The organism is Salinicoccus cyprini (assembly GCF_007713705.1).
Classification (GTDB): Bacteria; Bacillota; Bacilli; order Staphylococcales; family Salinicoccaceae; genus Salinicoccus; species Salinicoccus cyprini.
This window is the reverse complement of record NZ_VMSJ01000003.1, coordinates 46,836-72,893: the sequence shown is the minus strand read 5'-3', so window position 1 is coordinate 72,893 and position 26,058 is coordinate 46,836. Positions and strand designations below refer to the sequence as shown.

At 48.3% G+C, this 26,058-nt stretch carries 24 protein-coding genes; 20 read left to right on the top strand and 4 right to left on the bottom strand.

Annotated features, from left to right (window positions below):
• The first annotated feature begins 49 nt into the window (after window positions 1–49).
• From FO441_RS08170 to FO441_RS08125, 10 genes are all read left to right on the top strand, one after another.
• A complete protein-coding gene (locus FO441_RS08170) occupies window positions 50–1,501 on the top strand; it encodes a nicotinate phosphoribosyltransferase (RefSeq protein WP_145288483.1) in 1,452 nt (483 codons plus the stop codon).
• A 6-nt stretch (window positions 1,502–1,507) separates the two neighbouring features.
• On the top strand, window positions 1,508–2,353 hold the full coding sequence (gene nadE, locus FO441_RS08165) for an ammonia-dependent NAD(+) synthetase (protein ID WP_145288479.1): 846 nt from the start codon (window positions 1,508–1,510) through the stop codon (window positions 2,351–2,353).
• A 46-nt stretch (window positions 2,354–2,399) separates the two neighbouring features.
• Window positions 2,400–3,044: a DUF2179 domain-containing protein gene (locus FO441_RS08160; RefSeq protein WP_145288476.1), complete on the top strand. Its 645-nt coding sequence runs from the start codon at window positions 2,400–2,402 to the stop codon at window positions 3,042–3,044.
• On the top strand, window positions 3,022–3,219 hold the full coding sequence (locus FO441_RS08155) for an NETI motif-containing protein (protein ID WP_425473446.1): 198 nt from the start codon (window positions 3,022–3,024) through the stop codon (window positions 3,217–3,219). Before FO441_RS08160 ends, FO441_RS08155 begins: the two co-directional genes overlap by 23 nt.
• A gap of 108 nt (window positions 3,220–3,327) precedes the next feature.
• Entirely contained in the window at window positions 3,328–4,623 is a 1,296-nt protein-coding gene (purB, locus tag FO441_RS08150; protein WP_145288471.1) for an adenylosuccinate lyase, read from the top strand.
• Window positions 4,624–4,692: 69 nt separating this feature from the next.
• On the top strand, window positions 4,693–5,376 hold the full coding sequence (locus tag FO441_RS08145; RefSeq protein WP_145288468.1) for a M15 family metallopeptidase: 684 nt from the start codon (window positions 4,693–4,695) through the stop codon (window positions 5,374–5,376).
• A 126-nt stretch (window positions 5,377–5,502) separates the two neighbouring features.
• Window positions 5,503–6,171: a heptaprenylglyceryl phosphate synthase gene (gene pcrB, locus FO441_RS08140; RefSeq protein ID WP_145288466.1), complete on the top strand. Its 669-nt coding sequence runs from the start codon at window positions 5,503–5,505 to the stop codon at window positions 6,169–6,171.
• 15 nt (window positions 6,172–6,186) lie between these two features.
• On the top strand, window positions 6,187–8,355 hold the full coding sequence (gene pcrA / locus FO441_RS08135; RefSeq protein WP_145288463.1) for a DNA helicase PcrA: 2,169 nt from the start codon (window positions 6,187–6,189) through the stop codon (window positions 8,353–8,355).
• A gap of 8 nt (window positions 8,356–8,363) precedes the next feature.
• Window positions 8,364–10,334 (top strand): NAD-dependent DNA ligase LigA, encoded by a 1,971-nt coding sequence (gene ligA, locus FO441_RS08130; RefSeq protein WP_145288460.1) that lies wholly within the window; start codon window positions 8,364–8,366, stop codon window positions 10,332–10,334.
• A gap of 2 nt (window positions 10,335–10,336) precedes the next feature.
• Window positions 10,337–11,530 carry a CamS family sex pheromone protein gene (locus FO441_RS08125; protein ID WP_145288457.1) on the top strand — a complete coding sequence of 398 codons (1,194 nt, stop codon included), beginning with the start codon at window positions 10,337–10,339 and terminating at the stop codon, window positions 11,528–11,530.
• Window positions 11,531–11,579: 49 nt separating this feature from the next.
• Here the strand turns inward: FO441_RS08125 and putP are convergent, their stop codons facing one another.
• Window positions 11,580–13,139 (bottom strand): sodium/proline symporter PutP, encoded by a 1,560-nt coding sequence (gene putP / locus FO441_RS08120; protein ID WP_145288455.1) that lies wholly within the window; start codon window positions 13,137–13,139, stop codon window positions 11,580–11,582.
• Window positions 13,140–13,434: 295 nt separating this feature from the next.
• On the opposite strand from putP, the gene gatC reads away from it, so the two are divergent.
• From gatC to gatB, 3 genes are read left to right on the top strand one after another with little or no spacing between them, the layout of a single operon-like run.
• Window positions 13,435–13,725: an Asp-tRNA(Asn)/Glu-tRNA(Gln) amidotransferase subunit GatC gene (gene gatC / locus FO441_RS08115; RefSeq protein ID WP_145288453.1), complete on the top strand. Its 291-nt coding sequence runs from the start codon at window positions 13,435–13,437 to the stop codon at window positions 13,723–13,725.
• An 11-nt stretch (window positions 13,726–13,736) separates the two neighbouring features.
• Window positions 13,737–15,212, top strand: coding sequence for an Asp-tRNA(Asn)/Glu-tRNA(Gln) amidotransferase subunit GatA (gene gatA / locus FO441_RS08110; protein ID WP_145288449.1), 1,476 nt, complete (start codon window positions 13,737–13,739; stop codon window positions 15,210–15,212).
• The gene (gene gatB / locus FO441_RS08105) at window positions 15,212–16,642 is read left to right on the top strand and encodes an Asp-tRNA(Asn)/Glu-tRNA(Gln) amidotransferase subunit GatB (RefSeq protein ID WP_145288446.1); all 1,431 of its coding nucleotides are present in this window, start codon (window positions 15,212–15,214) and stop codon (window positions 16,640–16,642) included. The genes gatA and gatB overlap by 1 nt, the downstream gene beginning before the upstream one ends.
• Window positions 16,643–16,697: 55 nt before the next feature.
• Here the strand turns inward: gatB and FO441_RS08100 are convergent, their stop codons facing one another.
• Window positions 16,698–17,468: a hypothetical protein gene (locus tag FO441_RS08100; RefSeq protein WP_145288443.1), complete on the bottom strand. Its 771-nt coding sequence runs from the start codon at window positions 17,466–17,468 to the stop codon at window positions 16,698–16,700.
• A gap of 124 nt (window positions 17,469–17,592) precedes the next feature.
• Between FO441_RS08100 and FO441_RS08095 the strand changes: the two genes are divergently transcribed.
• The 4 genes from FO441_RS08095 (at window position 17,593) to FO441_RS08085 (ending at window position 19,965) form a co-directional block, all read left to right on the top strand.
• A complete protein-coding gene (locus FO441_RS08095; RefSeq protein ID WP_186365510.1) occupies window positions 17,593–18,099 on the top strand; it encodes a GrpB family protein in 507 nt (168 codons plus the stop codon).
• Complete coding sequence (locus FO441_RS12590) at window positions 18,092–18,259, top strand: hypothetical protein (RefSeq protein WP_186365509.1); 168 nt, start codon at window positions 18,092–18,094, stop codon at window positions 18,257–18,259. Before FO441_RS08095 ends, FO441_RS12590 begins: the two co-directional genes overlap by 8 nt.
• Window positions 18,256–19,182, top strand: a complete 927-nt coding sequence (locus tag FO441_RS08090) for a diacylglycerol kinase (RefSeq protein ID WP_145288438.1) — start codon at window positions 18,256–18,258, stop codon at window positions 19,180–19,182. The genes FO441_RS12590 and FO441_RS08090 overlap by 4 nt, the downstream gene beginning before the upstream one ends.
• A 117-nt stretch (window positions 19,183–19,299) precedes the next feature.
• Window positions 19,300–19,965: a hypothetical protein gene (locus FO441_RS08085; RefSeq protein WP_145288435.1), complete on the top strand. Its 666-nt coding sequence runs from the start codon at window positions 19,300–19,302 to the stop codon at window positions 19,963–19,965.
• Between the two features lie 26 nt (window positions 19,966–19,991).
• Here FO441_RS08085 and FO441_RS08080 read toward each other — a convergent pair whose 3' ends face one another.
• A complete protein-coding gene (locus tag FO441_RS08080; RefSeq protein WP_145288432.1) occupies window positions 19,992–20,783 on the bottom strand; it encodes a glucose 1-dehydrogenase in 792 nt (263 codons plus the stop codon).
• Between the two features lie 115 nt (window positions 20,784–20,898).
• On the opposite strand from FO441_RS08080, the gene FO441_RS08075 reads away from it, so the two are divergent.
• Both FO441_RS08075 and rlmD read left to right on the top strand, forming a co-directional pair.
• A complete protein-coding gene (locus FO441_RS08075) occupies window positions 20,899–22,710 on the top strand; it encodes a 5'-nucleotidase C-terminal domain-containing protein (protein WP_145288430.1) in 1,812 nt (603 codons plus the stop codon).
• Window positions 22,691–24,052, top strand: a complete 1,362-nt coding sequence (gene rlmD, locus FO441_RS08070) for a 23S rRNA (uracil(1939)-C(5))-methyltransferase RlmD (protein ID WP_145288427.1) — start codon at window positions 22,691–22,693, stop codon at window positions 24,050–24,052. Before FO441_RS08075 ends, rlmD begins: the two co-directional genes overlap by 20 nt.
• Window positions 24,053–24,210: 158 nt before the next feature.
• Here the strand turns inward: rlmD and FO441_RS08065 are convergent, their stop codons facing one another.
• The gene (locus FO441_RS08065) at window positions 24,211–24,780 is read right to left on the bottom strand and encodes a lasso peptide biosynthesis protein (protein ID WP_145288424.1); all 570 of its coding nucleotides are present in this window, start codon (window positions 24,778–24,780) and stop codon (window positions 24,211–24,213) included.
• Window positions 24,781–25,545: 765 nt separating this feature from the next.
• Here FO441_RS08065 and FO441_RS08060 point away from each other — a divergent pair.
• Window positions 25,546–26,022, top strand: coding sequence for a VanZ family protein (locus tag FO441_RS08060; RefSeq protein ID WP_145288421.1), 477 nt, complete (start codon window positions 25,546–25,548; stop codon window positions 26,020–26,022).
• Window positions 26,023–26,058 lie beyond the last annotated feature (36 nt).

The window sequence follows — 26,058 nt, the reverse complement described above, 5'->3', positions numbered from 1 at the left end:
TAGAATGATTATAACTGATTTACAGCACTTCATGGAGGGACTGGAACAAATGTATCAATTTGAAGATGACAGTTTTATGCTGCACACCGATCTTTACCAGATCAATATGGCTAAAACCTATCTGGAACAAGGTCTCGCAGATCGCACGGCAGTATTCGATCTCTATTTCAGGAACATGCCGTTCGGCAATGGATATGCCGTATTCGCCGGTCTTGAGCGCATCATCAATTTCCTCGAAAATTTCAGGTTCTCGGACTCCGATATCGAATACCTGCGGTCGATCGGATATGATGAGGACTTCCTTTCATATCTTCGGGATCTGCGCTTTACCGGCAAAGTGCGTGCGGTGGAGGAAGGCGAAATCGTCTTCGCCAACATGCCGCTCGTCCAGGTGGAGGCACCGATCATCGAGGCGCAGCTCGTGGAGACGGCTCTGCTCAACATCGTCAATTTCCAGACGCTCATTGCCACAAAGGCGAGCAGAATCAGGCAGATCGTCCCCGAAGGGACACTGATGGAGTTCGGTACACGCCGCGCCCATGAGTTCGACGCCGCCCTCTGGGGGGCGCGTGCTGCAATCATCGGCGGATTCGACGGTACGAGCAATGTCAGGGCTGCGAAGCTGTTCGGTCTTGAGGCGAGCGGTACACACGCCCATGCGATGGTCCAGGCATATGGGGACGACTACGAGGCCTTCAGGGCCTATGCCGACACCCATCAGAACTGCGTCTTCCTGGTGGATACTTTCGATACATTGAAATCCGGTGTGCCGAATGCCATCAAGGTGGCTCGTGAATATGGCGACAGGATCAACTTCATCGGCATACGGCTCGACTCGGGTGATATCGCCTATCTGTCGAAGGAGGCAAGGAAGATGCTCGATGCAGCCGGGTTCCCGGATGCGAAGATCATCGTCTCGAATGATCTGGACGAAGTGACGATACTCTCCCTTCTGTCCCAGGGTGCCAAAGTCGACAGCTGGGGCATCGGTACCAAGCTGATTACGGCCTACGACCAGCCTGCGCTCGGTGCCGTGTATAAGCTTGTGGCCATCGAAAATGAAGCAGGGGAACTTGAGAACCGCATCAAAATATCCGGCAATCCGGAAAAGGTGACGACGCCCGGCAAAAAGAATATCCATCGCATCATCAACCGGAACACAGGCATGTCGGAAGGTGAATATATTACACATTTTGGGGAAGAGATAGAGGAGGATGCGCCGTTGCTCATGTTCCATCCGATCCACCCGATGAAACGGAAGCTCATCCGCTCCTATGATACCGTGGAGCTGATGAAGGATATCTTCGTTGATGGAGAATGCGTCTATGAAATGGAGACCACCGGCAGGATGAAGCAGCGACATGAACAGGGGCTCACCCTGCTATGGGAAGAGTACAAGCGTTTCCTGAATCCTGAGGAGTACCCGGTCGACCTCTCGAAAGCATTGTGGCAGATCAAGCAGGACCTGATTGAAGAAGCAAGTAATAAAACATTGGAGTGATATGACATGAAACCATTGCAAGCAGAGATTCTGAAGGAATTCCATGTAAAGCCTGAAATCGATCCTGCAGCGGAAGTCAGGGAAATCATCGATTTCATGAAGGACTACGTAAAGAACTATACATTCATCAAGTCATTCGTGCTCGGCATCTCCGGCGGCCAGGACTCCACCCTGCTCGGCAAGCTCACCCAGATGGCTGTCGATGAGCTGAACGCGGAGACCGGTGCCGGCTATGAATTCCATGCACTGCGCCTGCCGTACGGCGAGCAGAATGATGAGCAGGATGCACTGGATGCGATCGAGTACATCCAGCCGACACATACCGCGACCATCAATATCCGCCCGAACGTCGAGCGCAGTGTGGCGTCGCTCAAGGAAGCAGGATATGTACTGAGCGACTTCGTCGAAGGCAATGAAAAGGCACGTGAAAGGATGAAGGCCCAGTATGCGGTGGCTGCTTCCACGGGGGGTGTCGTTCTTGGGACCGACCATCCGGCGGAAGCGATCACCGGATTCTATACGAAATTCGGCGACGGTGCAGCCGATCTGATTCCTCTGTTCGGACTGAACAAGCGTCAGGGCAGAATGCTGCTCGATCACCTCGGGGCACCGGATCACCTGGCCAATAAAGTGCCGACAGCGGATCTCGAGGACGACAGGCCGCTCATCAGCGATGAGGAGGCACTCGGCGTCAGCTACAATGCCATCGATGATTTCCTTGAAGGCAAGGAAGTTTCTGAAGAAGACTATGACACGATCATAAAATGGTATAAGAAGACACAGCACAAGCGGGACCAGCCCTACAACCGCTACAACAAGCCTGCCTATGAAGAGAAGCAGGAAGAGCAGTAATTTAGGAAATGGAAAAGATATACTCACTCAGGAAAGGTAGAATGGAATGATAACAGCCATATCACAAAACCCCTGGCTGATGGTACTGGTCATCTTCATAGTGAACATCGTATATGTCAGCTTCCTTACGATGCGTACCATCTCTACATTAAAAGGGTATCGCTACACAGCAGCAGCATTCAGTATCCTTGAAACGTTCGTCTACGTCATCGGACTGGGTCTGGTACTTGAAAACCTCGACCAGTTCCAGAACGTCGTCGCATATGCACTCGGTTTCGGTGCCGGCATACTGGTCGGCCTCAAAATAGAAGAGAAACTGGCACTCGGATATCTTGTGGTCAATGTCATCACTTCCCAGAAGGACAAGGACCTCCCGACAAACATCCGGGACCTCGGCTATGGCGTCACGCACGGCTATCAGTACGGCCGTGACGGCGAGCGAACAACCATGCAGATACTGACACCAAGAAAGTATGAGCGCAAACTGATCGACACCATCAAGGAACTGGATGAGAAAGCGTTCATCATTACACATGAACCTAAAAACATCAATGGTGGGTTCTGGACGAAGGGCGTCAAACGCAAACGTCTCAAAAACTACCAGCCTGAAAATGTAGAGGAAGTACTGGAAGAAATTTCTGAAGCAAGGGAAATGGAAGATGAAAGAAATGCCGAAAAAGAAAAAGTTTAAAGTGGCGGAGAATGAATCACTGGGTGAGTGTCTCGCGCGGATGCGCGAGGCCGGCTACCAGCCGGTCAGGCGCACGGAGCAGCCGGTCTTCATCGAAAGGGATGGAGAGCGTGTTGTCGATCACCAGGAAATAGTATTTGAAGGAAAAAGAATTGAAACTGAGGCGGATAATTAAGCTATCCGTCTTTTTTATCGAACATTTTCATTTTATTATAAAAAAATGTTCGTTTTTTAATATGATTTGTTATAATGGAAAAGAAATAAGACTAAGGAGCGTGTATGCATGATTTCTCGTTATTCCCGTGAGGAAATGTCCCGGATATGGACGGAAGAAAACAGATTCAAAGCCTGGCTGGAGGTTGAGATCCTCACTTCTGAAGCGTGGGCGGAACTCGGCTATATTCCAATGGACGAAGTGAAGAGGATTCGTCCGAATGCAAAGATTGATGTGGACCGCATCAAGGAGATAGAAGCCGAGACGCGCCATGACGTTGTTGCTTTCACACGTCAGGTATCGGAGACGCTCGGTGATGAGAAGAAGTGGGTGCACTACGGACTGACATCGACGGATGTTGTCGACACGGCGCAAAGCTATATGATCAAACAGGCAAATGAACTGCTTGAAGAGGATCTTGAGAAATTCATCGAAGTGCTGGCCGACAAGGCACGCGAACATAAGACGACGCTGATGATGGGACGTACCCATGGTGTACATGCCGAGCCGACCACATTCGGCATTAAGATGGCATTGTGGTACATGGAGATGAAGCGGAATCTTGAACGTTTCAAAAACGTCAGGAAAGAAATCGAAGTAGGCAAGATGAGTGGGGCCGTCGGCACATTCGCCAACATCCCGCCTGAAGTGGAAAGCTACGTCTGCGAGCATCTTGGCCTCGGTACAGCCGAAGTGTCCACACAGACATTGCAGCGCGACCGCCATGCCTACTACATAGCGACACTCGGCCTGATCGCGACGTCCATCGAGAAATTTGCGGTGGAAGTGCGTGGGCTGCAGAAGACCGAGACGAGAGAAGTGGAAGAGGCGTTCGGCAAGGGCCAGAAAGGCTCCAGTGCCATGCCGCACAAACGCAATCCGATCGGCAGCGAGAATGTCACGGGGCTCTCCCGTGTCATCCGCGGCTATATTACGACTGCCTACGAAAACGTGCCGCTCTGGCATGAACGCGATATTTCGCACTCCTCAGCAGAGCGGATCATGCTGCCTGACGTGACCATCGCGCTCGACTATATGATGAGCCGGTTCACTGGCATCATCAGAAATCTGACGGTATTCGAAGATAACATGAAGGCGAACATCGATAAGACATTCGGACTGGTCTATTCACAGCGTGTCATGCTGACACTGATCGACAAAGGTCTGGTCCGTGAGGAAGCCTATGATCTCGTCCAGCCGAAAGCGATGGAATCATGGGAGACGAAAGTGCCTTTCCGTGAACTTGTAGAGCAGGACGACCGCATCCAGGAGCTGCTGACGGAAGCGGAGATCGATGACTGTTTTGATGAGACCCATCACCTGAAGCGTGTGGACATCATCTTCAGAAGAGCAGGCCTCGAATAGCAGTATGCTCTTAGACATCCGGCGGAGATATGGTAAGATGAAACTACCGATTGCCAAAGGAGCGGTTTGATGATTAGAAGTGTGAAAGCGGGTATGCTGTTGGCCCTGCTGCTGATGGCGGGCTGTGGTGTGACGCTGAGCGAAGAGCAGATGGCGCTGCATGAGAATTTTGAAAGAACTTATGAGCCGGCACAGATCGGCAACCTCGAAGCGCTGCCGAATGTTGAAGTGATTGATGGGGTCACCTATGTGGACGGCATCCTCATCGTCAATAAGGAGATTTCCCTGCCGCCGGACTATGCACCGGGCCTGCAGCCGGAAGTCGTCGCAGCCTATCAGCAGATGTTCCAGGACGGGGCGGCACGTGGACTTGATTTCGTCCTTGTCAGTGACTTCAGGTCGTATGACTACCAGGCCCAGCTCTATAGCAACTACGTTGCACGGGATGGGCAGGAAGCTGCTGACCAGTACAGTGCAAAGCCGGGCCACTCCGAGCACCAGACTGGGCTTGCGATTGATGTGGGATCGGCAGACAGTGCAACCACGCTGAAAGTATCATTCGGCGACACGCCTGAATTCCAGTGGATGAAGGATGTCGCGCATGAATATGGATTCATCATCCGCTACCTTGAAGGCAAGGAGGACATCACCGGGTACATGTATGAACCATGGCACTTGAGATATGTCGGTGAGGAAGCGGAAGCCATATATGAAAGCGGACTGACCCTGGAGGAATACCTGGGCATCGACTAGTACGGACCGACCGGCATGAGCCGGTCGGTTTTTTGTATTTTTGCCATCTGCAAATCACATATAATAAAACAGTTCGGGTCTAAAAATGCTATAATATCCTTATGAATTCTGATGGGAGTTTTATATATGCTTAAAGATTGCAAACATGTATTCAAGTTGGATCCGGCGAAGGAAATCAGTGACCAGGACCTGGCCGCAATCTGCGAATCTGAGACGGATGCCATCATCATCGGGGGGACGGATGATATTACCGAGGACAACGTTCTGAACCTGATGGCGCGGGTGCGCCGCTTCTCGGTGCCGGTTGCGCTTGAGATCACATCGACCGACGCGGTCGTGCCGGGGTTCGACCACTACTTCATCCCGGCTGTGTTCAACACGGCGGATATGAAATGGCAGCATGGATTGATGCTCGAAGCATTGGCGGAATACGGTCATCTGCTCGACTATGATGAAGTTTCCCTGCTGCCATATATCATTATGAACCCGGAATGCAAGGCGTTCAGAAAAGCCGAAGGGAAAGTGGTCGCGCCTGAAATGGTGACGCACTACATCAACATGATGGACAAGCTCTATCGGACACCTTACATATACATCGAGTACAGCGGCACATATGGTGATCCGGAAGTGATGCGGACGGTACAAGAGAACGTGTCGCAATCGCATGTCATCTATGGCGGTGGCATCACCTCGAAAGAGGAAGCAAAGGAAATGGCGCAGTATGCCGATACCATCGTTGTCGGCAACATCATCTATGACAGTGTAAAAAAAGCATTGCGTACAATCATTAAATAAATTGGAGTTTTGATTATGGATCTGAGTTTGATGAATAAAGAACAGAAGAAAGCCATCCAGTCGACGGAAGGTCCGCTTCTTATCATGGCGGGCGCCGGCAGTGGCAAGACGCGTGTGCTGACGCACCGGGTGGCCTACCTGCTCGAAGAGAGAGAAGTACCTGCCAGAAACATACTGGCCATCACCTTCACCAACAAGGCTGCCCGTGAAATGCGGGACCGTGTATCGGCACTGATCAGAGAAGGTGCACAGGATATGTGGATTTCAACATTCCACTCCATGTGTGTCCGTATTCTGAGGAGCAACATCAATCATCTGGGATATGAAAATAGCTTCTCCATCCTTGACCCGACGGACCAGAAATCGGTCGTCAAGGATATTCTGAAACGACGGAATCTGGATCCGAAGCAGCACAACCCGAGAAACATCATCGGCTTCATTTCCGACAAGAAGAACCAGCTGATCCGTCCGGAACAGAGCATCCACGAAGCTGTCGCCTACCCGGATACACTCTACAGTGAGATGTACCATGACTACCAGCAGATCCTCTACCGCAACAGTGCCCTTGATTTCGATGATCTGATCATGCTGACGATCGAGCTGTTCGACAAGGAGCCGAAAGTGCTGGAATACTACCAGAACCGTTTCCAGTATATCCACGTGGATGAGTACCAGGACACGAACCATGCCCAGTACCGTCTGATCACACAGCTGGCTGCGAAGTACCGCAACATATGCGTCGTCGGCGATTCCGACCAGTCCATCTATAAGTTCAGAGGGGCGGATATCTCGAATATCCTGAACTTCGAGGATGACTATCCGGAAGCGGTGGTCATCAAGCTCGAGCAGAACTACCGTTCAAGCAAAAATATTCTGGATGCTGCGAATGCGGTCATCGAGAACAATACGGAGCGTAAGCCGAAAGCACTGCGCACCGAACGCGATGGCGGACCGAAGCTGCAGAACATCGTGGCGGACTCGGAACGTGGGGAAGCGGAGGAAGTGGTCGGCAACATCCTCGATCTGTCGAACAAGTACAGTCACAGCGACATGGCGATACTCTACAGGACGAATGCCCAGTCGAGGGCGATCGAGGATACATTCGTCAAATCCAATATTCCGTACAAGATGGTCGGCGGCATCAAGTTCTACGACCGCAAGGAAATCAAGGATCTGATGAGCTATCTGAAAGTGATACTGAATCCGAATGACGATATCAGCTTCGAGCGCATCATCAATACGCCGAAGCGGGGCATCGGACCGAAGACGGTCGACAAGCTGAAGGCGCATGGCCAGGCGACCGGCATCAGCATCTTTGAAGGCATCAAGGAATCGGATTTCATCGGCATTCCGAAGACGGCAGTCGTCAAGCTGATGGGACTCGTCGACCTGCTGGAGCAGCTTAAAAAGAAATCCCGGTTCATCACAATTACCGAGCTTGTGGATGAAGTACTTGAAAGTACAGGGTATATCGAAGTGCTGGAGAGCGAAAAGACCATCGAGGCAAGAAGCCGCATCGAGAACCTGGAAGAGTTCAAGACGGTAACTCGTGAATTCGACCGGGATAATGAGATTTCCGATGAACTGCTGTTCACTTTCCTGAGTGATATGGCACTCGTATCGGATCAGGATGGCGTCGAAGATGACAGTGGTGTCACAATGATGACAATGCACGCTTCAAAAGGCCTCGAATTCAAAGTGGTCTTCATCGTTGGTCTCGAGGAGGGCATATTCCCTTCAAGACGCGTCATCTATGATGACAAGGAGCTGGAGGAGGAGCGCCGTCTGATGTATGTGGCGCTGACCCGTGCAGAAGACCATCTGTTCCTCTCAAGGGCGAACAGCCGCATGATCTTCGGTAAGACGGAATCGAACATGCAGAGCAGATTCCTGGCAGAGATACCGGAAGAGCTTGTGGATGGCAGCGGTGCATCTGCACAGGCCGATTTCTTTGGCAGTGGCAGCGCACCGAAGAAGCGGATGCCAAAACGCAGCCGCATTGTTACAAACAACAGCGGCGTCAGCTTCGCGATCGGTGACAAGGTCAGCCATAAGAAGTTCGGTGACGGCATCATTTCTGCAATCAAGGGAGAAGGGGACAGCCAGGAACTCGATATCATTTTCACCAAAGTCGGTGTCAAGCGGCTGCTGGCCAATTTCGCACCGATTGAAAAGAAGGAGTAGGTCGATCAATGGAAGAGAAAATCAAGTCACTGCAGGATAGGCTGAACCGGTATAACTATGAGTATCACGTGCTCGATGCACCGACCATTCCGGACAGCGAGTATGACAAGCTGCTGCACGAACTCATTGCGCTCGAGGAGCAGCATCCTGAATACCGGACGGATTCCTCTCCGACAGTCAGAGTCGGTGGCGCGGTGCTGAGCCGTTTTGAGAAAGTGGCGCATGACACACCGATGCTGAGCCTCGGTAATGCTTTCAATGAAGAAGACTTGAGAGCTTTCGACAGAAGGGCAAGGGAAGCTGTCGGTGATGTGGAATACATGTGCGAACTGAAGATAGATGGTCTGGCCGTTTCGCTGAAATATGAAGCAGGCCAGCTTGTACAGGGAGCGACGCGGGGAGATGGCACGGTCGGTGAGAACATCACTTCGAACCTGCGGACGATCCGCGCGATTCCGCTGTCACTCGACCGCCCGCTGTCATTCGAAGTGAGAGGCGAGGCATACATGCCGAAGCCATCATTTGAAAAGCTGAATGCCGAAAAGGAGGAGAATGGCGAAGCACCATTCCAGAATCCAAGGAACGCAGCCGCCGGCTCCCTGCGCCAGCTTGATCCGAAGCTTGCAGCCAAAAGGAACCTGTCCATCTTTCTGTACAGCGTCAATGATCTGACGGAGCTTGAGGCGGATACGCAGAGCGGCGCCCTCGATGAGCTCGATGACGCAGGTTTCAAGACCAACAAGGAGAGAAGGCTCGTCAGTGATATTGAAGGCGTGCTCGAGTATATCGAATACTGGGAGAACCATCGCAATGATCTGGAATATGACATCGACGGCATCGTCATCAAAGTGAATGCCTTCAGCAGCCAGGAGGAGATGGGCTATACGGCAAAATCTCCGAGATGGGCGATTGCCTATAAATTCCCGGCCGAGGAGGTTGTCACCGATCTGCTCGATATCGAACTCACTGTCGGACGTACAGGCGCAATTACACCGACGGCCATCCTCGAGCCGGTCAAAGTGGCAGGCACCACCGTCGCACGGGCTTCACTCCACAATCATGAGCTAATTGAAGAGAAGGATATACGCATCAATGACAAGGTGATCATACGCAAAGCCGGTGACATCATCCCGGAAGTGGTGCGTCCGATACTTGAAGAGCGGACCAGCCAGGAAGTGTACAAGGCACCGACAAAGTGCCCGGGCTGCGGTCATGAGACGGTCAAACTGGAAGATGAGGTGGCCATCCGCTGCATCAATCCCGGCTGTCCGGCACAGCTTGTCGAAGGCATGATCCACTTCGTATCGAGAGGGGCGATGAATATTGATGGACTGGGTGAAAAAGTGGTCCGGCAGCTTTTCGATGCCGGTCTGATCAAGGATGTCGGTGACCTGTACGCATTGACCTATGATGACCTTATCCCGCTCGAACGGATGGGGGAGAAGAAGGTCCAGAACCTCCTCACAGCTATTGAAGCATCCAAGGAAAATCCGCTCAGGAAACTTCTTTTCGGACTCGGAATGCGATTTGTCGGTACGAAAGCGTCCGAGCTGATTGCGGTTGAATTCGGCTCGATGGATGCGATCATGAAGCAGCCTAAGGAACGATTTATTGAAATTCCTGAGATTGGTGAAAAGATTGCGGCTTCCATCGTCACCTATACGGAGCACCCCGATTTCATAAAACTGGTGGAAAAGCTGAAGGCGTTCGGTGTCAATATGACTGAAGATGTCAAAGAAGCATCGAGTGGCCAGTTTGACGACATGGTATTCGTACTGACGGGAAAACTGACAGAACTGACACGTGGAGAAGCCAAGGAAATGATTGAGAATGCCGGTGGCAAGGTGACAGGCAGTGTATCCGGCAAAACGGACGTCGTCGTTGCAGGGGAAGATGCCGGGAGCAAGCTTGAGAAAGCGGAATCCCTCGGTGTAACTGTCTGGAACGAAAAAGAATTCATTGAGAATATGGAGCAGTAGTCATGAAGAAGTATATAATATCTTTTCTGTTTCTGTCAGTCTTCCTCGCAGCATGCAGCCCCGAGGAGACACCCGAACAGAATGAGGCGGCAAATGAAGGAGAAGTAAGTACATTGCCTGCAGAGGAGCAGGAGGAGACGGCAACCACGAGCAGTGGAGACGAATACTACCGCACTGTCATTCCCTATGAACTTTCTCCTTCACGGGGACTGACAAGCTCCAATATGGTATCGAGCTACAACATCGAAGCGTTTGAAAAAGGTCTGTTCGAGCTGAGCCGCGAATCATTCAGCCCCGAAGAATATGTATTCAGGGAAGGGCAGGTGTTCACCGAAGAGATGATCCGGGGATATCTCGGCCGCGCCTATACGGTGGAAGAGATAGAGGCGATGTCGGAAGAGGAGATGGCCAGCAATAACGCATTCAGCAACCTTGGACTGAACCCATCTGTGGAAGGTGAGACCGATCCTGAAAGGATTGCCGCCGAATCCCCTCTGTACCTCTCCCACATACTTGAGCAGAACTATATGGTGGAGAACGACGGATCATTCGATTTTTCAGGCATGACCATCGGTCTGGCGATGAACAGTGAATACCAGTATCAGAAAGAGCAGTATGGTCCGACATTCACCAGGGAACTGGATGACGACACAATCAGGCAGGAGGGCGAGCAGATGGCCCAGGAGATTCTTGAACGCATCCGGGCCAACGAAGACTATCAGGATATCACCATCAGATTCGGCATCTTCGTACAGTCGACCGATACTGCCATTGTGCCGGGTAATTTCGTGTCCACAGCAGAAGTGGCACCTGGAGCGGATCAGATAGACAGCTTCGAGCAGGTCAATGCAGCGTATGCGCTGCTGCCTTCCTCTGAAGCAGGGACCATCAATGAAGAGATCAACAATGAATATATCAATTTCAACAGGGATCTAGAGTCGTATTTCGACAGTTTCACAACGTCGGTCGGACAAGGCTACTTCATGGATGGGACGCTCGAGCGTCTGACGATAGAAATTCCTCTGGAATACAGCAGCAGGGGCGAGGTGATCGGGCTGACCCAGTATGTCAGAGGTCTGGTATCAGAACATTTCAATGATACGGAAGTTGAAGTGTCGATCAAAGATAAAAACAAGACTTATTCACTCATCACAAAATCCGGAGAAGAAGATGTCAGCGTGCATATATATGAATAGCAGACATGAAAAGGCCGCATCGATGAATATCGATGCGGCCTTCAATATGCTATCTGTTATTTTTCAGAATACTTGTCGTTTCATCAAATTCAGCTTCCATCTCTTTCGAAATGCCTGTGCCCTGGGTCATTTTACTTACAATGATGGCTGCAAGTGTCGAAACGATGACGCCCGGTATGATTTCATACAGGCCTGTACCGAAAGTACCGGCTGCGATCCAGATGATGACCGTTGCTGCACCTGCAATGATGGATGCGACAGCACCGGAGCGTGTGAGTCCTTTCCAGTGAAGGGAAAGCACAACAAGCGGCCCGAATGCAGCCCCGAATCCGGCCCATGCATTCGCAACGATGTTCAGGATGACGGAGTCTTCATCCCATGCGATGATGATGGCAACAATGGCGACGAGCACGACGGAAAGACGGCCAAGAAGCACAAAGTGCCTATCGAGTTCCTCTTTGGATTTTGTTTCCTTATCCAATGACTTGCGTCTGACGATCTTGTAGAAATCCTGTACCAGCGAGCTTGATGTAACAAGGAGCTGCGAGGAAATCGTACTCATGATTGCGGCCAGAATTGCCGCAAGGAAAAATCCACCGATAAGTGGATGGAACAGTACCTGGCTCATCAGAATCAGGATGGTTTCCGGATCGGCTACGTCATTGGCTGTGGCATCCGTGAATGCAATTCCGAGCAGTCCTGTAATACATGCACCGATCAGTGCGATGGACATCCAGGTGATGCCGATGCGTCTCGCATTTGGAATGATCTTATGTGATCTGATGGACATGAAACGCACGATGATGTGCGGCTGACCGAAGTAGCCGAAGCCCCAGGCCAGGTTACTGAGTATCGTGATGATTGAAACGCCGCCGATGAATGATAAGTAATTGGCATCAGCCAGTGTGCTGAGCTCTTCAATTCTGACGAAAGGTTCAACACCTTGCCCAGTAAGGTTCAGCCATGCGACGATTGGAATCAGTACAATGGCAATGAACATGATTGTTCCCTGGAAGAAGTCTGTCAGACTGACTGCGAGATATCCTCCAAAGAAAGTGTAGATGACAACAACAGCTGCAGTGATGAACAATCCCCAATGATAAGGGGCATCGAATGCACTCTGGAACAGTTTACCGCCGGATACCATTCCGCTGGCTGTATAAACTGCAAAAAATACTACAATAACAATACCAGAAACAATTTTTAGAATATGTTTGTTGTCCTTGAACCGGTTTTCGAAGAAATCCGGAAGCGTGATCGAGTCGTTGGACACCTCAGAGTAGACTCTGAGTCTTGGTGCCACCACCCAATAGTTTACATACGCGCCGATGGTCAGTCCGATGGCGATCCAGATGCTTGAAAGCCCGACGCTGTACATGCTGCCCGGCAGACCCATGAGCATCCAGCCACTCATATCGGAAGCGCCGGCTGAAAGTGCCGTGACCCATGGCCCGATGTTGCGGCCACCCAGCATATAGCCGTTGAGATCGGATGTGGATTGCTTGTAGGCATAGAATCCGATGCCGATCAGTATGGCAAAGTAGATTGCCATCATGATGTACTCCTGCCATCCAGCCGTAAAAGTAAATTGTGCTGAATTCAGTATCATTTTATCTCCTCCCCTTAAACACAATACAAAACCTGGTGTACCAATGCAAATTGATTCTGTGGAATTCCATGCCCCGAACCGCCTCAATCCTTGATGTGATAGCCATTGTGACGGTATAAAATTACACGGTTTAATTATACTACACATAATTTCATTTAAAAAGAATATTTAGAAAATAAAGAAAATAATTTTACACTATTGGGCCCATTTTACATTATCGAAATAGATGGAATAGATTTTTAAAGTAATGTTTGATAAAATTTATATGTTCTTTATTAGAAATGGAGGGAACAGGATGTCTGAGATCAATCTGGATACAGTAAAACACGTGGCCAATCTTGCACGTATAGAAATACAAGATGAAAAAGCGGCGGAAGCCTTCACAGAAGAACTGGATAAAATTGTGGACTATGCCCATCTTCTTGATGAGGTGGACTTGAGTTCGACGACACCGATGTTCCACGCAGTGGACTTGAAGAATGTCCTGCGTGAGGATGACAAACAAGCGCCTCTGTCCCAGGAAGAAGCGCTCAGCAACGCCAAATCTACACAAGACGGCCAATTCAAAGTGCCGAAAATGCTATAAGGAGGGCTCGTGTGAACATTCATGAACTGACAGTGGAAGCACTGTACGATAAGATACAATCCAAAGAAATCAAACCTTCTGAAGTAGTGGGTGCGCTATTCGATAGAATCGAAGCGTCTGATGAGACAATCGGTTCTTTTTTATTTTTGAATAAGGAAGATGCATTGAAACAGGCAGAAGCGCTCGACCAGCTTCAGGAAGACGACAGGATGGATGGACCGCTTTTTGGGATACCGATGGGCATCAAGGATAACATCTGTACGAAGGATATACTGACAACATGTGCGAGCCGCATGCTCGAAGACTTCAGGCCGGTCTATGACGCAACGGTCATGGAGAAGCTGAATAATTCGAACGCCATCCTGATGGGCAAGCAGAATATGGATGAGTTCGCCATGGGCGGTTCCACTGAGAACTCCTATTTCAAAAATGTCCGCAATCCATGGGATCTGGACGCTGTACCGGGCGGCTCCTCAGGTGGCTCGGCAGCTGCTGTGGCAGCAGGATATGTACCATTCTCCCTCGGTTCCGACACGGGCGGCTCCGTCCGCCAGCCTGCTGCATTCTGTGGCGTTGTCGGAATGAAACCGACATACGGACGCGTGTCCCGCTATGGATTGGTCGCCTTCGCCTCTTCCCTCGACCAGATTGGACCGATTACACGCAATGTCAGGGACAATGCGAAAATTCTTGGACTGATTTCAGGTAACCACAACAAGGATGCAACAAGTGTACCGGATCGTGATGCTGATTTCCTCGAAGGCATCAATAAGGATCTTACCGGCATGAAGATCGCCCTGCCGAAGGAATTCATCGGCGAAGGCATCAGCACGGAAGTGGAGGAATCAGTGAAAAAAGCGGCAGAAACTTTCAGATCGCTCGGTGCGACAGTGGAGGAAGTCTCCATCCCGCATACCAAATATGTCGTCAGTGCCTACTATCTGATCGCTTCCAGTGAAGCGAGCTCCAATCTGGCACGCTTTGACGGCATCCGCTATGGCTACAAGGCAGAAGGTGCGAAGACGCTTGAAGAGCACTACAAGAAGACACGTGCCGAAGGCTTCGGTTCCGAAGTGAAACGCCGTATTCTGCTTGGTACATTCGTCCTCAGTGCAGGGCACTACGACCAGCACTACATCCGCGCACAGAAGCTGCGTGGTGTAATAGAGCAGGAAATGAAAGAAATCTTCAATGAATATGACCTCATCATCGGTCCGACAGCGCCGACACCTGCCTATAATATCGGTGAGAAATCCGATGACCAGCTGGAAATGTACAAGGATGACATCCTCACGATTCCGGCCAATCTGACAGGCATGCCCGCACTGTCCATACCGAGTGGACTGAGTGCTTCAGGGCGTCCAATCGGTCTGCAGCTGATCGGCAACCACTTTGATGAGCAGAAGATATACAATGCAGCCTTCAAATTCGAAGAGCAGTTCAATCTGCATGAAGAATTGAAGCAGCTGCAACTGGAGGTGCGATAATGCATTTTGAAACCGTCATCGGACTCGAAGTCCACGTTGAACTCAAAACAAATACGAAAATGTTTTCGGATGCACCTGCACACTTCGGTGCCGAACCGAATACGAATCTGAGTGTCGTCGACCTCGGCTACCCGGGTACACTGCCCGTACCGAACAAGGAAGCGGTCAACTTCGGCATGAAAGCAGCCATGGCACTCAACATGGAGATTGCCGACGTCACCAAATTCGACAGAAAGAACTACTTCTATCCCGATAATCCGAAAGCCTACCAGATTTCCCAGTTCGATCAGCCGATCGGTGAGAACGGCTGGATAGAAATCGAAGTCGGTGGAGAAACGAAACGCATCGGCATCACGCGTCTGCACCTGGAAGAGGATGCAGGAAAGTCTTCCCACAAGGACGACTATTCACTGGTCGACTTGAACCGCCAGGGCACACCACTCGTTGAAATCGTCTCCGAGCCCGACATCAGAACACCTGAAGAGGCATATGCATACCTTGAGAAGCTGAAGGCGATCATCCAGTATACCGGCGTATCCGACTGCAAGATGGAGGAAGGTTCACTCAGATGTGACGCCAACATCTCCCTGCGTCCTTACGGCCAGGAGGAGTTCGGTACGAAGACCGAGCTCAAGAATCTGAACTCCTTCACCTATGTAAGGAAAGGACTGGAATTTGAAGAGAAGCGTCAGGAGAAGGTGCTGATGAAGGGCGGAGAGATTGCCCAGGAGACACGCCGCTTTGACGAGAAGACGGGGGATACCCTCCTGATGCGTGTCAAGGAAGGGTCTGACGACTACAGATACTTCCCGGAACCGGACCTTGTTCAGATCCACATCGATCAGGAATGGAAGGACAGGATCAGGGAAAGCATCCCGCTTCTTCCGGACGCGCTCAAGGACAAGTACGTCAACGAATACGAGCTGCCGGCATATGATGCACATGTACTGACGCTCAAAAAGGAGACATCCGACTTCTTCAACGAAATGGTGGAAACACACCAGGCGGATATCAAACAGGCATCCAACTGGCTGATGGGTGGCGTCAACGAGTACCTCAACAAGCAGCAGGTCGAGCTCGGCGATACTGAACTGACACCTGAAAACCTTTCTGAAATGATAGCCCTGATCGAAGATGGCACCATTTCAAGCAAGCAGGCGAAGAAGGTCTTCACCAAAATTGTTGAAAATGGCGGCAGTGCCAAGCAGATCGTCAAAGACCTCGGCATGGAGCAGATTTCAGACCCATCCGTGCTTACCGGCATGGTGACGGAAGTACTGGATGCGAATCCGCAGTCCATCGAAGATTTCAAGAACGGCAAGGACCGTGCCCTCGGCTTCCTCGTCGGACAGATCATGAAGAAATCAAAAGGACAGGCCAATCCGAAGATGGTCAATCAGATTCTGCTGGAAGAAATCGACAAAAGATGATCAGGATCAATATATCCATTTAAAAACGCTTGGGTGAAAACTTCACCCAAGCGTTTTACTGTGCCATGAATTCGTATATATTCTGTACGACCTGCATTTCGGATGCAGGTGTCATTTCATCCGTCTCGTAGTCATAGAAGTCGCCTTCTACGGACACGTCCTGGTTGTCTATATAGTAGTAGTCGCTGGCTGTGAGATCATTGCTCTCCTCTTCGAGTACAGCAGCAAGGTTTTCATGCTGATGAACATTCGGGTTGCCGAGAATATAGACGACTTTGCCATCATCATAGAGATTCATGTAGGCATTTGTCAGACGATCCAGATTGCGCTCAGGCAGTACCTCGGCATTATAGTCGCTGATCTGCAGCGCGTCCATGATGACGGCATCACTGTTCGCATTGACAGACACTGCTTCGAGCTCTGGTGTAGTGGATGCCAGGTCCACCCGGTTGAATTCGATGTAGTCTGAGCCGAACTGTTCCGATAATGAATCGATGAAGCTGTCGCTGTAGTATGAAGGAATGACCACATCGATGATCAGTGCTTCATTGGCAGCCACAGCTTCGGCATAGGCTGCTTCGAGCGACTCCTGATTGAACGTCAGCGTATCGCTCTCCTCTGAAGGTTCGGTGGATGCTTCCTCAGTCACTTCTTCCGTAGAAGTTTCAGTGTTTTCCCCGCTGGTCTCTAAAGTGGCTGGTTCGTTGGTTTCTGCCGGTCCATTCGCTATGGATTCACTGTTATCCATCGTTCGGTCCATGCCGAAATTGATGTAGATTCCGGCGCCGAAAATGATGACAAGTAGAATGATCAGTACTTTCTTCATGATGCCCTCCTTTAATGTAGTACACATACGATTCATCAAATATGATATAATGTTGAAAATAAATTTTTTTCAAGTCAATTATACACAAAAATTTTAATGAATGACATAACTAGGATGATTAATGATGAACAGTGACACAAACTATCAAAAGGCGTTGCATTGTTATATCCAGGCCTCATTGAACATTCTGAATCACTTCAGGACCAGTGTAAAGGAAATTCACCATGTTGGTTCCACAAGCATTCAGAATATGAACCTGCCTGGTGAAGTCGATGTTCTGCTGCTGATAAAGTATGAAGATAATATAGATAAACTGGCAGACCGTTTGACGGGGGTAGGCTACGACAAGGTTGAAGACTTCTCCACCGATTATATCGAGGAGGTCGTTCTGCGCCATACCCATGAGAACCTCGAAGTGAATTTCATCATGATGCACCACGAGTCGGAACGGAAAGATGAAATCCTTTACTGCAGGAATAGAATCGAGGAGAATCGGGAGTATACTGAGCGATTCAGACGGTTGAAGGCTGCCCATCTGAACGCACGTATTGATGATGATGAGTACCAGGAGAGGAAGTCCAATCTGTTTTCCGCTGTTATGAACATGCAGGAGGATGCAGGCGTTGTATAGGCTCCTCTTCATTTTCAACTGCTTCCTTATCGGAATCATGATTCTTGTATCGACGACCAGCCACGACACATTGCTACATGCGCTGCAGATCATCGTATTTGTATTGAGCGTCTATCTTTTCTATTCATACACTAAACAGAATAATAGGAGAAGAAAATGAAAACTGCGAGAATTATATACAATCCGACGTCCGGCAGAGAAGTATTCAGGGAATCGCTGGCAGACGTCCTGGAGCGGTTCGAGATCAATGGCTATATTACGAGTACCCATGCAACAACTGAGATGGGGAATGCAAGAATTGCTGCAGAGAAAGCATGTGAGATCGGGTTCGATCTGATTGTGGCTGCCGGAGGCGACGGTACGGTGAATGAGGTAGTCAATGGCATGGCCATTTTTGATAGACGGCCTTCTCTCGGCATCATTCCGATCGGGACCGTCAACGATTTTGCGAAAGCTTTGAACTTGCCGACAGATATAATGGAAGCGACCGACACAATTCTCAATGGCATGGCTGCGAGCATCGACATCGGGCTGATGAACAGCAAATACTTCATCAATATTGCAGGCGGCGGCAAGATTACGGAAGTATCCTACGAGGCACCGAGCAAGCTGAAATCGATCATCGGTCCTCTGGCATACTATGTCAAAGGCATCGAGATGCTGCCTAAAATCAGAAGTACCGATGTCAGAATCGAGTATGATAATGAAGTCTTCGAGGGCAAGGTGATGCTTTTCCTTCTTGGTCTGACGAATTCGATCGGCGGATTCGACAAGCTTGTACCCGATGCCAGATTGAATGATGGGAAATTCACCCTCATCATAGTGGAAGAGGCGAGTATTGCCGAAATCGGCCATATCATGACGCTTGCGACAAGAGGCGAGCACCTGAAGCATCCGAAAGTCCATTTATTCAAAGCAGAGGAAGTGAATATTTCTTCGTTCGAAGAAGTGCAGCTCAACCTGGATGGGGAATTCGGCGGTGTCCTGCCGGCACGATTTACGAATCTGAAGCAGCATCTGGAAATCCGGGTGCCGGAGTCATTCTATGATCAGCACATATTGACACTCGAAGAGGAAATATAATCTGCCTTTCAGTCTTATATTTCCAGGGTTCAAATAAATGATAGTGGGTAAAAGGGAATATGCCAGATGCATCCTTCATAATATGCGCAGCATACTACATGAAAAGAGGTACGTTTTATGTTTGGTATTCCCGACCTTATATCACTGATCATATCTGCTTTCATCATACTTCCAATTGTTGTGATCATGAGAGAGATGGGATATGTGATTGCAGGTCTTATCTTTGGAGCAAAAAACAGCAGGCTTACGCTCGGCTCCGGCCCCAGGCTTTTCAAACTGGGAAAACTGGACATACGTAAGCACTACCACCTATACAGCTGGTTCTCATACGATGAACTGAGCAACCAGAGCAGATTTGCCTATATGATGATCTATGCCAGTCCGATTCTGATCAATGTCATATCCGGTCTTACCATCAACGGGCTGCTTGCGAATGGATATATGACAGAGCAGGCGACTTTCTGGAACCGTTTCATCTTCTACACATTCTATTATGTTCTTTTTGATGCAATTCCGATGAAGACGGTCAACGGCATGCCGAACAACGGAATGCTGGTCTATGAAATGCTCCGCTACGGCAAGCGTACGGACCGCAATAAGGAACCTTTCATCCCGGCAACTTCCGAAGTGGAAAAGGAGTATCAGGAAGAGATGCATGAGATGGAAGAGGAAGTGGAAGAGGAGCAGCAGGAAAGGAAAGAAGAGGAAAAGGAAAAGGAAAAAGCACGCGAAAAGAAAGAGGAAGAAAGAGAAAAGCGCAAACAGGCAGAAAGAGAAAGCTGAGTGGCCAGGCCACTCAGCTTTTATTTCTACTCGTCGTATTCAGGATCCCTGTGGGAAGGATAGAGGCTCAGGCCGCCATCCGCAACAATGGTCTGCCCTGTAATGTAGACGGACTGTTCTGATGCCATGAATGCTGCGATATTGGAAATATGCTCCGGTTCGCCAACATAGCCCATCGGTACAAAGTCATCCGCACCTTCCTTTTCCTCCGGTGTGGAGAAGAAGTCTTCATTGATCGGCGTGTTGATGCTACCAGGTGCAATATTGTTGATGCGTATGCCGAGTCTGGAATATTCGAGTGCCATGGACTGCGTGAGCAGTTTCACTCCGCCTTTACTGGCAGTATAATGGGCGTAATGTGGCCATGGAATGATTTCATGTACACTTGAAATATTGATGACACTGCCTTTCTTGTCGGTATCGAGGTAGTGCTTCACAGCTTCGCGTGTACCGATGAAGGTGCCACGGAGATTCGTGTTGATGACTTTGTCGAATTCGTCTACGGACAATTCATGGCTGCGTACATCATTCTGGATGCCGGCATTGTTGACCATGACGTCAAAACCGCCAAACTGATCGATGGTCTGCTTTACAAGATCGATGATCTCCTGCTCCTTGGTCACATCACATTTCATGGTGACGACGGATGCTTCCCCACTGTCGAGATCATCAACGATCTTGTTCGCATCCTCATCTCCGCTATGATAGGTAAATACAACATTCATGCCTTCTTCGTGGAATCTCTCCACTATCGACTTGCCGATACCGCTTGATCCACCTGTAACGATTGCTGTCCTGCCTTTTAGTTCCGAGTACATAAATTCACCACTTTCAATTGGATTCCTAATTTGTATACCCGGAATATTCCACTTCAAGCCTAAAGAATATGCAATTTTGATATAATGAATACAATCAATCAACCAGAGGTGTTCTATGAAACTGACGATTTTTGCAACAACAGATGTACACGGGGCAATCTACCCGTATGATTATTTCAACACTTCTTTAAAATCATCGAGCCTGCTTCATGTGCAGTCGTACATTGATCGATATAAGACGGAACACCCGGATGAACTGGTGATCACTGTGGATAATGGGGATATGCTCCAGGGCGATGTGTGGAGTGACTATGACTACAGGCATCAGGATACGCCACTCTTTGTGCCACAGGTAATGAACGGCATCTATGATGTCATCGGCATCGGAAATCATGAATTCAACTTTGGTCTCGACTACCTTCATAAAGCATATAGCCAGATCAATGCCGCAATCGTCAATTCCAATGTTGATTTCAAGGACCATCCGATAAAAGAGCGCATCAGTCCATATGTCATCCTTGAAAAGGGGACAGCAGAAGGCATCCTCAAGATAGGATTTCTGAGCGTTGTGCCGACACAGATACTCAAATGGGATCAGACGCATCTTGAAGGCAACGTGACTGTAGAAGATATGCGCACAACTGTGGAGCGGACAGCTGAAGAAATAAGGGCGGAAGGTGCCGATATCATCATTCTCCTGTCCCACTCCGGCATGAGCAAGCACCCTGATCACCTTAAGAGCTATGGAGAGAACCAGACACTGCTGATGACCATGATCAAGGATATCGATGGCATCGTCTTCGGACATACGCATGAATTTTTCCCGGATCAGATGCTGGAAGCGGAAATCGACAATATCGACCTGAACAAAGGCGCAGTCAACGGCAAGCCGATGGTCCAGCCGGGTGTATCTGCGAGCCACCTCGGCCAGCTGACTTTCGAGCTTGAGCGTGGTGAGGACTGGCATATCACGGATTCAAAGGCCCAGCTTATCGAAGCGGCAGACATGCCACTCGATGAATCGCTCAAAACAAAGTACAAAAACCTTCATGATCAGGTCTCGGATTATCTTTCGAAGCCCATTGGACACATAGACGAAGCCTGGCATACGTATTTCTCAAGAGTACTGCCTTCAAAAGCCGTCCAGGTGACAGCAGAAGCAGGCAAGGCATATGCCCGTGCTCTGATGGACCAAGGGGAAATCGAGACACATCCGATCATCGGGTTCAATGCGGTCATCAGAGCCGGCCGTGACGGTCCGGATGACTATACGGTGCTTGAAGCGGGAGAAATTACACTGTCTGCAGCCATTGATCTATACAAGCACACCAATATAATGACCATCATCAAAGTGGATGGCAGAACACTCAAAGAGTGGCTCGAATGGAGCGCTTCCCAGTTTGTAGAGGCATCTTCTGCTACAGATGAACTGCTTGCGCCGAACAGATCGAAAGACGGCTTCCCGAGCTACAATTTCGATGTTTTCTTCGATCTTGACTACACCGTTGATATTACACGACCGCCCCGGTACAGTGGGACTGCAAAGCAGATCAGCGATTCAGAGCGCATTGTTGAAATGAAATACAAGGGCAGACCGGTGGAACCGGATGATTGGTTCATAGTGCCGGCAAACAACTACCGGGTATCATATACACCGTTTCTGAGAGATGCCGAAGTCGTCCATGAATCCTATCGGCATGTCCGGGACATCGTCGTTGAATACATGATGACAGAACCCGAGTTCGAACATAGGAATCCAATGACCATCATGCCTGCACGTAAATATAAAATGATGTCGGCGACAAAAGCCAGGGGCTATATAGAAAAAGACAGCAGAATAAATTATATCGAATCAATCGATGATGGATTCAGCTGGTATGAGATTGATCTGAGCAAGGAGGAGCAGTATGGCAGTAGCAAAGAATGACTATTACACAGCAACAGTAGAGGACTATACACATGAAGGCATGGGTGTCGTCAAGATAGATAACTATCCGATCTTCATCGGGAATGTACTGAAAGGTGAGGAGATAGAGTTCAAGGTCCTGAAGACCAACCAGAGATTCGGTTTCGGCAAAAGCATGAAGGTGATCACACCATCCGAAAACCGCATTGAACCGCCATGTCCGTACTACTATGCATGCGGCGGATGCCAGATCCAGCCGCTCAGCTACCCGGAGCAGCAGGCATTCAAGAAAGGTGCAGTGGATCAGAGCATCAACCGGATGGGCAAGCTCGACCGTGAGACGAAAGACGTCATGGCCATGGAGAATCCATTCAACTACCGCAATAAATCCCAGATTCCCGTCCAGTTCAAAGACGGCAAAGTGGAGATGGGTTTCTATCAGCCGAGAAGCCATAATATCGTCGACATTGAATTCTGTCTGATCCAGAAGGAGATCCACAACCAGCTGATGGTCTTCATCAAGGAACAGTTCAATAAAGAGCATGTCTCAGTCTACGATGAAGCAATGCACAAGGGGCTCATCAGGCACGTCATCATCCGTTCCAACCATGATGACAGCGAAGTCCAGGTGGCGTTCATCACCAACGGCAAGAAGAACATTTTCAAGAACATCATTAACGAAGTTACAAAAGCCTTTCCGATGGTCACAAGCATCGTCCAGAACGTCAATGACAAGAAGACCAATGTCATTTTCGGTGACGAGACGATTACGCTGTACGGAGAAGACTATATTACAGATACACTCCTCGGCAAGCAGTTCCGCATCAAGGCAAGGTCCTTCTATCAGGTCAATCATGCCCAGACCGAGAAGCTCTATCAGAAAGCCATCGACCTCGCCGACCTGAAAGGCGACGAGACCATCATCGACACATACTGCGGCATCGGCACCATCGGATTGTGCGCATCGGACAAGGCAAAGAAAATCATCGGCATTGAAGTCGTTGGTTCCGCAGTCGAGGATGCGAAGGAGAATGCACGATTGAACGGCGTGGACAACGCGGAATACCACCTCGGAAAATCCGAAGAGGTCATGAAGAAACTCGTCAAACAGGGCGTCAGACCCGACGTCGTCTTCGTCGATCCACCAAGAAAAGGATGCCATCCCGAGTTTTTGGAAGCACTCGCAGAAGTCGCTCCGAAGAAGATCATCTATGTATCATGCAATCCGAGCACACTGCAGCGCGATCTGAAGTACCTGAAAACACAAGGCTATGACATCAGTCCAGTCACACCGGTGGACATGTTCCCACAGACGAACCATATTGAGAGTGTTGTAGGGTTGGAAAGAATGGAATTTAAATGAAAAAACTTTTTAGGTTAATAAAGTAGTAAAAGACTATAAAAACTAATAATCAATATATGATGTATCAATGAAGTTGAAATACCAATTAAAATTTATTAATGCACTTCAAAAGTAAATACGTTTTTTTACTCTAGTATAATAAATATACTAGAGTAAAATTATATCTTCACAATACGTTCTGTAGTTTTATACTTCTGTCGTAAATCAGATACACTTAATTTTAGTCGAATCTTTTTACTAATATCTTTAACTATTTTCCAAGCTCCTTCTCTAAATTGAGGATATTCATCCATGTATTTTACAAATGGAGTCTTGAGAATACGCTTTGCATCGGTATCAAATCCGCTCGGTGATTCAACGCCGTAATTGTTCTCGACATTCAACTCAGTATATAGATCTTGGTTGGCATAAATTGGATCATTCTTGCCCCCATCTAGTGTTGCTTGAATCCCAATATCAAATATTTTTCCATCAATTTCTATCCATGAATGATCAAAGAATTGATTTCCTTTTTTCACTTCGCCTATACATAATTCATTTGCAATATTTTGTTCGCTTAATAAGACGTGAAATATACTGGAAATTAAATGACATGCGCCGGAGTTTGGATGCATCTTATAGTAATCGGAAACTGCAAAAAAGGTATTAAATATTTTTTGTTCTTGCTCATGCTTAAAAGAAATTTCTCCAGCAACTACTCGGTATGACTTTGTTTGTCTTTTACTCATAAACTTCTCCCTAAAAAATTATTTATTTTCTTACTAAATAACAAAATGCGTATATCTATTTAGAAACTAAAACATAGAAAGTCTATTCTATTTTTAAAAACTTAACTGATTACACCACTTATATTAACATAGACATATTCACAATAGTTGATATAAACCATTATTTTCCTGGAATAATATAGATAATATTTTATATTAAATAGTGATATATTTGTATAGAAAAAGTTTCTGAAGATAGATAGGACAAATAACTATTAGATGATATATCTTAGTATAATTTTTTTTGATGTATATTGACATCTGGTCAAAAATAGCTTCAGATAGTTGAAAAGGGAGGTACTATAAAATGAAAAACAGAAACAAATCTCTATCTTGTCCACAATGCGACAAGAAAGGTCATATCCGTCTCAAGCCGCAAAGACAGAAGGATCCAAAATTTGGAGTTATTGATATTGAAGGGCGACAATGTTCACACTGTTTCTTTAGATACAAAGTAAGCATAAAGGGAAACCAAGAATTCTATTATTAAAGAAAATGCTTTGCTAGCGTTTGTACCAATGCGGTAAGTGATGACTACATTGGTACAAATAATTGCGAAAGAGCATTATCAATGACTAAAAGTGGAAAGATATGAGTCAACACAAGAGGATTTTTCAAACTCTCTTGTGTGTTTTAGTATGTGTGAAAAAAGCATATGAGGGAAGAGGAACCAGTCTTAAAAAGAAATACTTTTAGAAACGCAAAAAGGCAAATAGGAGAAAAAGCATGAAGCAAATAGTAAAATTCATTCTCGGTCTCAGTTTCATCCTCTACCTCTATATTCTGATGGACTTGATGTTCATTCGTCCTGAAAATGGCATGTATGCTGGTCATTCATTGCTTGAATATATACAGGCGTCATCGAATTTCGTGCCATTCCGCACCATTGCCGAAAATATCCATGGAATAGCAGGGAATGGTATGGACACTGGCCTTGCGATAAGGAATCTGACTGGCAACCTGTTCATGTTCCTGCCGATGGGAATCTATCTGCCATTTCTGATCAGAAAGATAGATGGAGCGAGCAGGTTTGTTGTCGCCATGACCATCGTGCTCATTATCCTTGAGGTTGCACAAGTGCTGACAAGGAAAGGTGTCATTGATATTGATGACTACATTCTCAATATGGCGGGTGCATTGATGGGCTACGGCATCTGGAAGACGAAACTGCTGCAGAAACTGCTCAAGGGCATCTATTCCTAGCTCGGGCAGAATTTCAAATGTGAAATAAATGAGTAT